This window comes from Candidatus Dechloromonas phosphoritropha (assembly GCA_016722705.1).
Taxonomy (GTDB): domain Bacteria; phylum Pseudomonadota; class Gammaproteobacteria; order Burkholderiales; family Rhodocyclaceae; genus Azonexus; species Azonexus phosphoritrophus.
On the sequence record JADKGN010000004.1, the window covers coordinates 56,178 to 68,333 of the forward strand.

General features: G+C 59.1%; 13 protein-coding genes and 3 pseudogenes. 10 read left to right on the forward strand and 6 right to left on the reverse strand.

Annotation, left to right across the window (positions count from 1 at the left end):
• Window positions 1-16 precede the first annotated feature (16 nt).
• Window positions 17-1,384 carry an adenylosuccinate lyase gene (gene purB / locus IPP03_05975; GenBank protein MBL0352206.1) on the reverse strand — a complete coding sequence of 456 codons (1,368 nt, stop codon included), beginning with the start codon at window positions 1,382-1,384 and terminating at the stop codon, window positions 17-19.
• A gap of 95 nt (window positions 1,385-1,479) precedes the next feature.
• Here purB and IPP03_05980 point away from each other — a divergent pair, with 95 nt between their 5' ends.
• A complete protein-coding gene (locus IPP03_05980) occupies window positions 1,480-2,088 on the forward strand; it encodes a glutathione S-transferase (protein ID MBL0352207.1) in 609 nt (202 codons plus the stop codon).
• A 46-nt stretch (window positions 2,089-2,134) separates the two neighbouring features.
• On the opposite strand, the gene psd is transcribed toward IPP03_05980, so the two are convergent.
• Genes psd through IPP03_06000 form a run of 4 tightly spaced genes read right to left on the reverse strand, consistent with a single transcriptional unit; the run spans window position 2,135 to window position 5,129 of the window.
• Window positions 2,135-2,986, reverse strand: coding sequence for a phosphatidylserine decarboxylase (gene psd / locus IPP03_05985; protein MBL0352208.1), 852 nt, complete (start codon window positions 2,984-2,986; stop codon window positions 2,135-2,137).
• A gap of 49 nt (window positions 2,987-3,035) precedes the next feature.
• Window positions 3,036-4,133 carry a tRNA 2-thiouridine(34) synthase MnmA gene (gene mnmA / locus IPP03_05990; GenBank protein MBL0352209.1) on the reverse strand — a complete coding sequence of 366 codons (1,098 nt, stop codon included), beginning with the start codon at window positions 4,131-4,133 and terminating at the stop codon, window positions 3,036-3,038.
• Window positions 4,126-4,683: a hypothetical protein gene (locus IPP03_05995; GenBank protein ID MBL0352210.1), complete on the reverse strand. Its 558-nt coding sequence runs from the start codon at window positions 4,681-4,683 to the stop codon at window positions 4,126-4,128. Before IPP03_05995 ends, mnmA begins: the two co-directional genes overlap by 8 nt.
• Window positions 4,683-5,129 (reverse strand): NUDIX hydrolase, encoded by a 447-nt coding sequence (locus IPP03_06000; GenBank protein MBL0352211.1) that lies wholly within the window; start codon window positions 5,127-5,129, stop codon window positions 4,683-4,685. Before IPP03_06000 ends, IPP03_05995 begins: the two co-directional genes overlap by 1 nt.
• 88 nt (window positions 5,130-5,217) lie before the next feature.
• Here IPP03_06000 and IPP03_06005 point away from each other — a divergent pair, with 88 nt between their 5' ends.
• From IPP03_06005 to IPP03_06025, 5 genes and pseudogenes are all read left to right on the forward strand, one after another.
• A complete protein-coding gene (locus IPP03_06005) occupies window positions 5,218-6,138 on the forward strand; it encodes a branched-chain amino acid transaminase (protein ID MBL0352212.1) in 921 nt (306 codons plus the stop codon).
• 15 nt (window positions 6,139-6,153) lie between these two features.
• On the forward strand, window positions 6,154-6,342 hold the full coding sequence (locus IPP03_06010; protein ID MBL0352213.1) for a zinc-finger domain-containing protein: 189 nt from the start codon (window positions 6,154-6,156) through the stop codon (window positions 6,340-6,342).
• 82 nt (window positions 6,343-6,424) lie between these two features.
• Window positions 6,425-6,760 (forward strand): annotated as a pseudogene (locus IPP03_06015) (lipopolysaccharide heptosyltransferase II).
• Between the two features lie 102 nt (window positions 6,761-6,862).
• Window positions 6,863-7,090, forward strand: a complete 228-nt coding sequence (locus tag IPP03_06020) for a CopG family transcriptional regulator (GenBank protein MBL0352214.1) — start codon at window positions 6,863-6,865, stop codon at window positions 7,088-7,090.
• Window positions 7,091-7,162: 72 nt separating this feature from the next.
• Window positions 7,163-7,342, forward strand: coding sequence for a type II toxin-antitoxin system RelE/ParE family toxin (locus IPP03_06025; GenBank protein ID MBL0352215.1), 180 nt, complete (start codon window positions 7,163-7,165; stop codon window positions 7,340-7,342).
• A gap of 147 nt (window positions 7,343-7,489) precedes the next feature.
• Here IPP03_06025 and IPP03_06030 read toward each other — a convergent pair whose 3' ends face one another.
• Window positions 7,490-8,704: an IS4 family transposase gene (locus tag IPP03_06030; GenBank protein ID MBL0352216.1), complete on the reverse strand. Its 1,215-nt coding sequence runs from the start codon at window positions 8,702-8,704 to the stop codon at window positions 7,490-7,492.
• A gap of 282 nt (window positions 8,705-8,986) precedes the next feature.
• On the opposite strand from IPP03_06030, the gene IPP03_06035 reads away from it, so the two are divergent.
• The 4 genes and pseudogenes from IPP03_06035 (at window position 8,987) to IPP03_06050 (ending at window position 12,072) form a co-directional block, all read left to right on the forward strand.
• Complete coding sequence (locus IPP03_06035) at window positions 8,987-9,985, forward strand: putative DNA binding domain-containing protein (protein ID MBL0352217.1); 999 nt, start codon at window positions 8,987-8,989, stop codon at window positions 9,983-9,985.
• A 61-nt stretch (window positions 9,986-10,046) separates the two neighbouring features.
• A pseudogene (locus IPP03_06040) lies at window positions 10,047-11,263 on the forward strand (IS256 family transposase).
• A 12-nt stretch (window positions 11,264-11,275) separates the two neighbouring features.
• A complete protein-coding gene (locus IPP03_06045) occupies window positions 11,276-11,755 on the forward strand; it encodes a hypothetical protein (protein MBL0352218.1) in 480 nt (159 codons plus the stop codon).
• 74 nt (window positions 11,756-11,829) lie between these two features.
• Window positions 11,830-12,072: pseudogene (locus IPP03_06050) on the forward strand (helix-turn-helix domain-containing protein).
• The last annotated feature ends 84 nt before the right edge of the window (window positions 12,073-12,156 follow it).

The window sequence follows — 12,156 nt, forward strand, 5'->3', positions numbered from 1 at the left end:
TCATCGTTCCGGCCTCTCAGATGCGCTTCGCCAGTTCGGCGGCCTTGCCGGTGTAATCCCACGGCGTCAGCTTGAGCAGTTCAGCCCTGGCAGCTTCCGGGATTTCCAGCGTTGATACGAAGGCCTGCATACCCTCACGCGAAACGCGGGTGCCGCGCGTCAGTTCCTTGAGCTTTTCGTAAGCATTCGGCACGGCGTAGCGGCGCATGACGGTCTGGATCGGCTCGGCGAGCAGTTCCCAGTTGGCGTCGAGATCAGCCTTCATGGTGTCGGCATTAACTTCCAGCTTGCTCATGCCCTTCAACAACGAATCGTAGGCGAGCAGGGAGTAGCCGAGGCCGACGCCCATGTTGCGCAGTACCGTGGAATCGGTCAGGTCGCGCTGCCAGCGCGAGATCGGCAGCTTTTCGGCAAGGTGCTTCAATACGGCGTTGGCCAGGCCAAGGTTACCCTCGGAGTTCTCGAAATCGATCGGATTGACCTTGTGCGGCATCGTAGACGAGCCGATTTCGCCAGCCTTGACCTTCTGCTTGAAGAAGCCGAGCGAGATATAACCCCAGACATCGCGATCAAAGTCGATCAGGATGCTGTTGGCACGAGCAAAGGCATCGAACAGCTCGGCCAGCGCATCATGCGGCTCAATCTGGATGGTGTAAGGGTTGAAGACAAGGCCAAGCGATTCGACAAACTGCTTCGCGAAACCTTCCCAGTCGTAACCCGGGTAGGCGCAGAGATGGGCGTTGTAGTTGCCGACCGCGCCGTTGATCTTGCCGAGCAACTCGACGGCGGCGATACGCTCGCGGGCGCGCTGCAGGCGGTAAGCGACGTTGGCCATTTCCTTGCCGAGCGTTGTCGGCGTTGCCGGCTGGCCGTGCGTGCGGCTCATCATCGGCACCTCGGCATTGGCGTGGGCCAGTTCGCGCAGGCGGGCGAGCAACTTGTCGAGCATCGGCAACATCGCCTGTTCGCGGGCACCCTGACACATCAGCGCGTGCGACAGATTGTTGATGTCTTCCGACGTGCAGGCGAAGTGGATGAACTCGCTGACCTTGGTCACCTCGGCATTGCCCCTGGTATTCTTCTTGATCCAGTATTCCAGCGCCTTGACGTCGTGGTTGGTGACGGCCTCCTCAGCCTTGACCTCGGCGGCCTGGTCGACACTGAAGTTCGTAACCAACGCATCGAACTCGGCTACGGTCAACGGCGAAAATGGGGCAATTTCGGTGAAATGCGGCTCGGCAGCGAGTGCCTTGAGCCATTCAATCTCAACCTTGAGGCGGGCGCGGATCAGGCCGAACTCGGAAAAATACTCGCGCAGGACATTGACCTTGCCGGCATAGCGGCCATCGAGCGGGGAAAGGGCGGTCAGTGGATCACAGGTCATGAAAACATCCTTATCGTCAAGCCCGTGATTTTACCCGCGCGGCGAAGGACTGCGCCATACGCTATACTGGTGTTTTCCAAACAACAGAGCATGAGATGAAGCTGATCGGCTCCCATACCAGCCCGTTCGTGCGCAAGGTGCGCATCGCCCTGGCGGAAAAGAAGATCGAATACGATTTCGTGATCGACTCGCCGTGGCTGCAAGGCAGCGGAGTCCCGAACGTTAATCCGCTCGGCAAGATTCCGGTCCTCATCCTCGACGACGACACCCCGCTCTTCGATTCGCGGGTCATCGTCCAGTACATCGACAACGTCACCCCGAACAACAAGCTCTTTCCCACGCCCAACCGCGAACGCATTGAGGTAAAGCGCTGGGAAGCCGTCGCCGACGGTATCTGCGATGCAGCTGCAGCCGCCTTCCTCGAAGGAAAGCGGACAACGGCCCAACGCAGCGACGACTGGATCGCCCGCCAGCGCGTCAAGATCGCGCGCAGCCTCGAATTCCTGGCCGAGCAACTGGGCGAGAAAGCCTACTGCATGGGCACCCATTTTTCGCTGGCCGACATCGTCGTCGGCGCCGCGTTGGGCTACCTGTGCTTCCGCTTTGCCGCCATCGACTGGCAGACGGCGCACCCGAATCTGGCGCGGCTCTACGCCAAGCTGATGCAACGCCCATCCTTTGCCGACACCGTGCCGCACGACTGATCCGGGCCGGCGCAGACCAAGTCATGGGGCGCCGCTGGCGCCCTTTTCATTGCGTTGTCTTTGACCCCATCGCCTCGCCGAGGCGGATCGCCTGTGCCGGCGCCCAGCCCAGGTTGAACTGCAGCACATCCTTGGGAAACAGCATGACCACCGTCGACCCGAGCAGGAAGCGGCCCATTTCGTCGCCCTTTTTGAATTCGATCTGCTGATCGCTGTAATTCCAGTCCCGCAGATGGCCCGGGCGTGGTGGAATGACCACGCCATGCCAGACCGTCGCCATGCTGCCGACGATGGTGGCGCCGACCAGCACCAGCACGAAGGGGCCATGCGGCGAATCGAAGGCGCAGACAACCCGCTCGTTGCGCGCGAAGAGGCCAGGGACGCCGCGCGCCGTGACCGGATTGACCGAAAATAGCGCGCCGGGCACATGGATCATGCGCATCAGGCGGCCGGCGCAGGGCATGTGGATGCGATGGTAGTCGCGCGGGCTGAGGTAGAGCGTCGCGAAGCTGCCGTTCTCGAACTGCGCAGCAAGTTCGCGGTCGCCGCCGACCAGCGCAGTCGTCGAATAACTGTGACCCTTGGCCTGAAAGATCTGGTCGCGCTCGATGGCGCCAAACTGGCTGATCGCGCCGTCGACCGAGCAAATGAAATCAGCCGCGGCCAGGGGCCGCACGCCTTCGCGCAGCGGCCTTGTGAAAAACTCGTTGAAACTGGCGTAGCTGGCAATATCCGGATTGGCGGCCTCAGCCATATTGACGCCGTAACGCCCGACGAACCAGCGGATAACGCTGGTCGTCACTGACCCCGCTTGGGCGCCGGCCAGCTTGCCGGCGAGAACGGTAAGCGCCTGCTTGGGAAGCAGGTATTGCGACAAAACGGCGAGACGATCGGACACGTTGAATCCCATTAAACGCTGTGCAGGTGGATGGTCGGGCGCGCGGCAATCATTGGATCACCCCGCCGCCGAGGCAGACGCGGCTTTCATAGAGCACCACCGACTGCCCTGGTGCCAGAGCCCATTGTGGTTCGGCAAACCTGACTTCGCAACTCTCCACATCGACCCGCTCGACTTCGCAGGCCTGGTCGGGCGTCCGGTAGCGCGGCTTGGCAGTGTACACCCAGTGTGTATGCGGCGCCTGACCTGAAACCCAGGAAAGCTGATCCGCAACCAGCGACGCCTTGAACAGCGCCGGGTGATCATGACCCTGGACGACATGGAGCACGTTTTTCTCCATGTCCTTGCCGACGACGAACCAGGCATCGTGATCGCCGCCGCCGGGCTCGCCCTTCTCCCTGATGCCGCCGATGTGCAGGCCCTTGCGCTGGCCGACAGTATGGAACATCAGTCCATCGTGTTCGCCCATGACCTTGCCGTCGTCGAGGCGGCGGATTTCGCCCTTCTTCGGCGGCAGATAGCGCGCCAGAAAATCCTTGAATGGCCGCTCACCGATAAAGCAGATGCCGGTCGAATCCTTCTTGGCGGCGACGTGCAGCCCTTCGGCCTCGGCAATCTTGCGCACCTCGCGCTTGTAGAGGTCGGCCAGCGGGAACAGCGTCTTCGACAATTGCGCCTGATGCAGGCGATAGAGGAAGTAGCTCTGATCCTTGGTGCCGTCCTCGGCCTTCAGCAACTGAAATTTGCCATCGAATTCGCGGATGCCGGCGTAATGACCGGTGGCGATCTTCTCGGCACCGAGTTGCAGCGCGTGGTCGAGGAAAGCCTTGAACTTGATCTCGGAGTTGCACAGGATGTCCGGATTCGGCGTCCGTCCAGCCTCGTATTCGCGCAGGAATTCGCCAAACACGCGCTCGCGATATTCTGCCGCGAAATTGACCACTTCGACGTCGATACCGATGCGGTCGGCGACGCTCATGACGTCGATCAGATCTTGGCGCGACGAGCAGTATTCCTCGGTGTCGTCATCTTCCCAGTTCTTCATGAACAGGCCGATCACCTTCCAGCCCTGCTGCTTCAGCAGCAGTGCCGCAACGGAGGAATCGACACCGCCGGACAAGCCGACGACCACGGTTTTTTCAGACATCGGGCCCAGCCCCTTTCTTCCATTCATCCAGCGGCAGAATCACCGCCGGCTGACCATTATCGACAAACCAGCTATCGACGACGAAACGCGCGCCCTCGCCCGCCGCTTTCTCCTCGATCACCGCCGAATAATGTGCCGGAATGACCAGTGCCCAGTAGCGCGCTTCCGGCTCCAGCACACGATGCCAGCGCAGGCTGCCGCGCGCCTCGAGCAGGCGCAGCAGGCGCGTCGTCGAGGTTGAGTGATCGATACAGTCCATCTTGCCCGGCACGCCGGCATCGGCATAGTTACCACCGCGATCGTTGTGGATGTCCGATTGCTCGCCGGCCCAGCCGTAGAGGCGGCCGACGACGAGAGCCAGTATTTTGCGCTCGTTTTCGGCGTCGACCGCAACAGCCAGTTCGCGCCCGATTTCAGCAAGGCGTGCGTCGCTGAACCGCACCTCGGCCTCGACGAGGCAGCCGTAGCCGTGACAGATTCGTACCGTCTCGTCAGCCGCGGCAAATCCCGTCCATAGCCATAACAGGACGACAAGGCCGGCGCGCAACATCACTCGTAATGCACCAGCAGTTCGAGGGGATACGACTTTCCGGCAAGCAGATCGTCGATGCAGCGCCTAACCAGCGGGCTGCGATGACGGACCTGCGTCGCCTCGACTTCATCGATGGTCAGCCAGCGCGCAGCGACGATCCCTTTGTCCAGCTTGCGCTCGGATTCCCAGCCGCGCAATTCGCCACCGAAGGCGAAGCGCAGGTAGGTTGTATCCCGGCCCGGGCGCTTCCAGCTGTATATCCCGACCAGGTGGGTTGGCCTGAAGTGATAGGCGGTCTCTTCCAGCGCCTCGCGCACGACGGCGTCGATCAGCGCCTCGCAGTCCTCGAGGTGGCCGGCCGGCTGGTTGAAAGCGAGACCGGCTTCGGTCTCTTCCTCGACCAGCAGGAACTTTCCGTCGCGCTGAACGACGGCGGCAACAGTGACATCAGGTTTCCAGATCATGGGGAGCTTGAGCGGCAAAACCGCTATTTTACCCGCTGATTTGGGCTAAAATCGTAGGCTTTCACGATAGCAACACGGAGAATCGACTATGTCCATGGCGGATCGCGACGGCTTCATCTGGCAAGATGGCCAGCTCGTGCCCTGGCGCGAGGCGACCACCCACGTCCTCACCCATTCGCTGCACTACGGCATGAGCGTCTTCGAGGGCGTCCGCGCCTACAAGACGGAACGCGGCACCGCCATCTTTCGCCTGGAAGACCACACCGGCCGCCTGTTCAACTCCGCCCACATCTTCCAGATGGCAATGCCCTTCGACAAGGCAACCATCAACGAGGCGCACAAGGAAGTGCTGCGCGCCAACGATCTCGAAGCCGGCTACCTGCGGCCGATCGCCTTCTACGGTTCGGAGAAGATGGGCGTTTCGCCGAAAGGCGCCAAGGTGCATGTCGTCATCGCTGCCTGGCCGTGGGGCGCCTATCTCGGTGAGGAAGGCATCGAGCGCGGCATCCGCGTCAAGGTGTCGAGCTACACCCGGCATCACGTGAACATCTCGATGGTGCGCGCCAAGGCGTCCGGCCACTACATCAACTCGATCCTGGCCAATAACGAAGTGACCAACGAGGGCTACGACGAGGCCATGCTGCTCGACCCCGAAGGCTACGTTGCCGAGGGCGCCGGCGAGAACCTGTTCATCGTCAAGCAGGGCAAGCTGTTCACGCCCGACCTGACTTCGTGCCTCGAAGGCATCACGCGCGCCACCGTGTTGCAGATCGCCGCCGAGCTGGGCCTTTCGGTCCAGGAAAAACGCATCACCCGCGACGAGGTGTATTGCTGCGACGAGGCCTTCTTCACCGGCACTGCCGCCGAAGTGACGCCGATTCGCGAACTCGATGGCCGCCAGATCGGCATCGGCCGCCGTGGCCCGGTCACCGCCCAGATCCAGGCCAGGTATTTCGACGTGGTCAATGGCCGCTCCGCCCAGCACGACGACTGGCTGGCCTACATCTAATTCAGGGAGATCCAGATGTCCGACTTTCGTACCGTTGAACTCACCGCCCACGACCTGCCGCTGCACTGCCCGCCACCGGGCTCGCCGTTGTGGAGCCAGCACCCGCGCGTCTTTCTCGACGTCCTCCAGGCGGGCGAAGTGGTCTGCCCCTATTGCAGCATGAAGTATGTATTCAAGGGCGCCGCACCCAAGGGTCATCACTGAACCCGTGGCGGGCGCCCAACCCGCCACGGTCGCACGATAAAGGTACTGATCGTCGCCCCCTCGTGGATCGGCGACACCATTCATGGCGCAGCGACTGTTCGCGCGGCTGCACGCCCGGCACCCCAACCTGCAGCTTGACGCGCTGGCCCAGCGCCCGGCCCGAAAACTGGCAGCATGCGGCTACGGCGCCGCCTACGTCCTGCCCAATTCATTGAAGTGGTCCATCGTGCCATTCATGGCCGGCATTCCACGGCGCATCGGCTTCACCGGCGAAGCGCGCTACGGCCTGATCAACGTGCGCCACGATCTCGACAAAGAGACCCTATCGCTGATGGTCGAGAGTTTTGCACAACTGGCCGAAGCACCCGGCGCGCCGCTGCCCAAAGCCATTTTTCACCCGAAAATCCGGTCGACCGCAACAGTGACCCGGCCGGATTCCCGTTCGCCTTCGTGGCCCCGGTTGGCCAAATCAATGGCTCCGCGATACAGTGAATACACGTATCTGATTGGAGATTCCGGCATGGCAACTTCGATTCGCCTCGCTCCCGAAACCGAGCAAAGGCTTGACTACCTCGCCTCCCAAACCAGGCGCACCAAGGCTTACTACCTGCGCGCAATCATCAAGCAGGGCATCGACGAAATGGAAGACTACTACCTTGCCGCTGACGTGCTGGAGCGTGTTCGCAAGAGGCAAGAAGCGGTGCACTCCTCTTCTGACGTGAGAAGCGACCTTGGCCTGTGCGATTGAGTACGCCGAGACGGCCAGGGGTGCGGCTAAAGAAGCTCGACAAGCAGAACGGCGCGGCGCATCGTTGATTTCATGGACGAGCGTGTCACCGGGCTGGAAAACCCACGCAGCACAGGCAAGGCATTGACTGGCCCGCTGGGTGGCTTCTGGCGTTACCGGATGGGCGATTGCCGGGTGATTTGCGATATTCAAGATGGCGCTTTGCGCGTTCTTGGGGTGCAGGTAGGCAACCGGCGTGAAATTTACCGATAAGGAAACCCATGGATGAAATCCCACTCGGCCTCGTACAGCCAGCCCCTGCTTCAAGCGCGAAGCCCACTCGGACACCTCGACTGGCTCAACAAACTCTCGCTAGGCAGTGGTCGGCCAACTATGCAATCCTCTCAACTTAGTCCATAGTCATACGGCGGGTTTGTAAGCAAAGGACAGGTGAGGCTTTCGCTGGTTTGGCCGAGGTCGAGCACGATCAGGGATAAATTTCTGAAGGTTTTTGACGATTTCCGAGAAGATTTCCTTGGTAACTCGGGTGGTGATTTGCTGCACACCCGCCAAGACTCGGGGCAAGATACGACGTACGGTATTGAAGGCCATCGTCCGATTCACTCGCCATGGCGAATCGCTGGGCAGCCGCTCTTCCGCAGCCAGGTAGGTGGCCAGGGCATTGAGATTGTCACACACCATCTTGGCCCCAACATCCTGGCAGGCGGCCAGCCAAGTCAGGCCGGACGTGTGCTCCAGATTGAGCCGGTGTTTGATGCGCTTGAACGCCTCCTCGATACGCCAACGGCTGTGATAAAGGGCTGAGAAGCTTGTGGCCGGATACCGCGCGGTATCAAGCAAGGAGGTCATCAAGACCCGTACCTTGCCAGTCGGCGTCACCTGACGAATCAGGCGAACCATAGAAGGCAGACGCGGACACTCGTAATCAATGGCATCCTGACGATGCGGTGGCGGCAATGTCACCTGCGCCTCATCTTCTCCGGATCGCATGAACTGGGTGATGGCAGAAAAGGAAGCGGACGAATCACAGCGTATGCAAAAGGGGATACCTCGATGCAACAGCGCCGCGACCAACCAGGCACCCGGATACCCGCGATCAAGCACCAGCATGTCCTGAGCACCGAGTCGGTCAAGCCGCTCAAACAACATCTGACGTTCGCCGACCAGCGAACTGTGCAAAATCAGCGAGTCGAACAATTCGATCCCTGGCCGAAACAAACCGAAGATGGCCGCTTCTCGAATATGGCGGCGCCCTTCCAGGTCAAGCAAGGTCAGACGTACCTTCGATGCATCCGCCGCCAAGACCCGCAAGCCTTGCCAGTCCGGCTGCTGCGGAACGACCTCATCGACCAGGCGCAGCAATTCTGTATTGAGCGGCTCAAAGAGATTGGCGACCAGATGGCTGCGCGCCTTTGAGAAGGCACTGGCCGTGATCGCCCGACAAAGGCGGGTTCTTCCGGCAAGCAGGGCAAAGAAGGAATCAAGCTCCGCCTGAACTGCGCCGCGAATGCCGGTGAGCAGGAAAGCGATCAGATTCGTGAATGGCAATTCACGGTTTCGGGTGAAAAACCGAGGCTCGCGGCGGGCGGCGGCAAGGAAATTGGCGCCATGAATGTAGTCCGTTAGCCGTGAAACGATATTGGCATATTTAGGCCGTCATATAAAGCCTATTTATATCAATTGGTTACATGCTCGATTATATCTTGGCGCGGCCAGATGGCAAAGTTACCAAAATTAGATGACAGACCGCTAAGTCAAGAGGATTGGCCAACTATGGGCCTCCGGAAAGCTTCTCCATAGCTTCCCTCACTCGGCTCCCGTTGGTATTGTCATTGCATATTTCGAGAGGTATGCTCAGGCCAAGAACTTCCAATCCTATTTATCGGAGCATGTCCCATGGATACAAAAACGATAACTAATGCCGACGCTCTGTTGCTATCGACGAAGCAAGAGGATCATTTTTTTGACAGAAAGGCCGCGGCAATTAAGGGCGCCAAACTTCAGAAAATTGCGGTCGCTTTTGCGAACGCAGATGGTGGTGAAGCGTATATAGGCATTGCAGATGAAAAAGATGAGCCTGACCCAGCAAAACGGTGGGCTGGAACGCCAAATATTGAAGATTACAACCAGCACATTCAGGCGCTTACGGAAGTACAACCGGCATTACCAATGGATCTTACCTTCCTTAAGGCCGAAGGGAGGCACACCTACGTTCTGCGAATCCAAATAGAGAAGAGCCAAGCTGTTCATAAGGTAGCCGATGGTACGGTTTATGAGCGCATGGGAGCGCAGTCCCTGCCAGTCTCCGATCCTGCCCGTATTACAGCCTTATCGTTCGCAAAGGGGGCCGTTTCTTATGAGGATTATTCGCTCGATAATGCTGTAGCAGAAGACATTGTGGACTCACCCCGTTTGTGCGAGTTCTTAGCCGAGTATTCACCGACTACCGATCCACTTGAATTGACTTTGAACAAAAATTTGATTGATCGAAAATCGTTCAAGCCAAAGGTAGCGGGCGTACTTCTCTACGCAACTGAACCTGCGAGCCTGATGCCGAAAAAATGTTCTGTTCGCATCATTCGCTATGAAACAAAAGAAGAAGATCCTGAGCGAGATCACCTTGGTCCAATAGAGTCAGTCGAGGGGCCGCTCTATCAGATAATCCACAAGACAGTCGAACGGGTCACAGCAATCATGTCATCCATTAACGTGTGGACAACTGACGGCCCAAAGGCAATGTCGTACCCCCCTGAGACACTTTGGGAAATCGTCGTCAATGCCATCATTCATCGCGATTACTCAATGTCTGACGACGTTCAAGTCTTGATCTTCGACAATCGGATCGAGGTTCTAAGGATTGAGTCCCTAAACTGCTGTAAATCGGGTGGCAGGTAGCCACCGCTTCGATTCGGTAAACTGACGTTGCGAGACGATCGATAACCGAAGGAGAGAAGCGATGACTGGGTATGAGGTTAGCGTAGGAACGGACTTGCTGCCAGGGCTTTTAAACGGGCAGGACGGGCTGGCGAAACTGGTGGAAGCGGTGCTCAATCAAGTACTGGAGGCGCAGGTGACGGAAACGCTGGGGGCGACGCGGCACGAGCGCACGGACGAACGGGCCGGCTATCGCAACGGCTACCGGCCACGCACCCTTTACACGCGGGTTGGGCCGGTGACGCTGCTGGTGCCGCAGACGCGGGACGGCAGCTTTTCGACGGACATCTTCAAGCGCTACCAGCGGAGCGAGCAGGCCTTCGTTCTGGCGCTCATGGAAATGGTCGTGCACGGTGTCTCGACGCGCAAGGTCTCGGCGATCACCGAAGAGCTGTGCGGCGCCAGCTTCTCCAAATCGACGGTGAGCGCACTGTGCGCCGGACTGGAACCGCGGGTCAGCGCGTTCAACGAACGGCGGCTGGACGGCGAGTATCCCTTCGTGCTGGTCGATGCCCTGTTCATCAAGAGTCGGCAAGAAGATCGTGTGGTTTCGCGTGCCGTGCTGACCGTCTCAGGCATCCGCTCCGATGGCTTCCGGGAGATTCTGGGCGTGCGGATCGGCGACACCGAGAGCTTCGCCACCTGGGACGAGACCTTCCGCTGGCTCAGAGGGCGCGGCCTCAAGGGCACGCAGTTCATCATCTCGGACGACCACGGCGGCCTGCGTGAAGCGGCAGCGCGGCACTTTCAGGGGCCAGCTGGCAACGCTGTCAGGTGCATCTGATGCGCAACATTCTGGGCCAATGCAACACCCGCCACCGCGCCGAGGTGGCAGCTGCCGTCAAGCTCGTGCTGCAGGCGCCCGATTTGGTCGAGGCCAAGCGCCGCCTGGCGGAATTCACCGAGCGCTTCGCCAAGAGCGCCCCCAAAGCGGTGGCCTGCCTCGAAGCAGGATTCGAGGATGCCATGGCGGTAATGGTCTTGCCCGAGAAGTATCGCAAGCGGCTACGCACAACGAACATGCAGGAGCGGCTCAACGAGGAAATTCGCCGGCGGGAGCGCGTGATCCGCATCTTCCCCAACGACGAGTCAGCCTTGCGCCTGATCGGCGCTCTGCTGGCCGAACAGAACGAGGCTTGGCAGGAACGGAAGTACCTCGACATGGATGAATTCAAGGAGTGGGCGGCTTCCCGCGCCGCAGCTAGCGAGGGCAACAACGTTGTTGCCCTCGCTAGCTGAAAACCATTCGTCATTCATCGGATCGAAGAGTATTTACAGCAGATTTTGGACTTGACTGTTCTAAGCCCCGGTCGCCTACCAGCATTCGTAACGAAAGATAACATTCTCGATGTGCGCTACGCTCGCAATCCTCGTATCGTTGGCATGCTATCCCGCTACAAGGTACCCCCAAACAAAGATATCGGCGAAGGCCTGAACACTGCTTTTCAAAAAATGAAGGAATGGCGCCTGCGCAATCCAGATATTACCGACGAAGGAAACTATGTTCGAGTCATTATTCCACACTCACCTCTTGCTACACCGCAGGAGGCAATTATGGAGTTTTTATCCAAGCAAGGCAGGATTACAAATCGGCAGGCCCGGGATATAACGGGGATCAAGAGTGAAAACGCGGTGAAGTCTGAGTTCTACAAGCTGAAAGAAGCTAACCTCATTGAAATGATCCCAGAATTAAAGGGGAATAAGGCAGCGTGGCGCCTTACTAATAGGTAACCTAGTGTTTAATTGCATTAATAAACATAGTTAACTATGATGACTCCATCGAGTGTTACGAGATGGAGGCGGCGGTGTCGCGAGTTGCATCGGCGATTAATTGCACGGCAGAAGACAGAAAGGAACTGGAGCGGCTGAGCAAGAGTCGCACGGATGAAGCACGCCTGGTGGAGCGGGCGAAGCTTGTTCTGAGGTGCCTGACGGGGCGACGCAACGACGAAGTGGCGGCAGAGCTTGGCATTCAGGCGGCAACGGTAAGCACCTGGCGCAAGCGGTTTTCCAGCGAAGGCTTGGCGGGATTGCGGGATCGCCCCCGGCCTGCGTATTCCGACGAATCTGGACAGCGATTCCGAGCCAAACTGGACACGCATTCCGGAGCAAACTGGACAGTCGGAGCGTAG

Coding starts and splice junctions, on each gene's coding strand:
- purB (MBL0352206.1), bottom strand. CDS start 1,384: ATGACCTGTGATCCACTGACCGCCCTTTCCCCGCTCGATGGCCGCTAT.
- IPP03_05980 (MBL0352207.1), top strand. CDS start 1,480: ATGAAGCTGATCGGCTCCCATACCAGCCCGTTCGTGCGCAAGGTGCGC.
- mnmA (MBL0352209.1), bottom strand. CDS start 4,133: ATGTCTGAAAAAACCGTGGTCGTCGGCTTGTCCGGCGGTGTCGATTCC.
- IPP03_05995 (MBL0352210.1), bottom strand. CDS start 4,683: ATGTTGCGCGCCGGCCTTGTCGTCCTGTTATGGCTATGGACGGGATTT.
- IPP03_06000 (MBL0352211.1), bottom strand. CDS start 5,129: ATGATCTGGAAACCTGATGTCACTGTTGCCGCCGTCGTTCAGCGCGAC.
- IPP03_06005 (MBL0352212.1), top strand. CDS start 5,218: ATGTCCATGGCGGATCGCGACGGCTTCATCTGGCAAGATGGCCAGCTC.
- IPP03_06010 (MBL0352213.1), top strand. CDS start 6,154: ATGTCCGACTTTCGTACCGTTGAACTCACCGCCCACGACCTGCCGCTG.
- IPP03_06020 (MBL0352214.1), top strand. CDS start 6,863: ATGGCAACTTCGATTCGCCTCGCTCCCGAAACCGAGCAAAGGCTTGAC.
- IPP03_06025 (MBL0352215.1), top strand. CDS start 7,163: ATGGACGAGCGTGTCACCGGGCTGGAAAACCCACGCAGCACAGGCAAG.
- IPP03_06035 (MBL0352217.1), top strand. CDS start 8,987: ATGGATACAAAAACGATAACTAATGCCGACGCTCTGTTGCTATCGACG.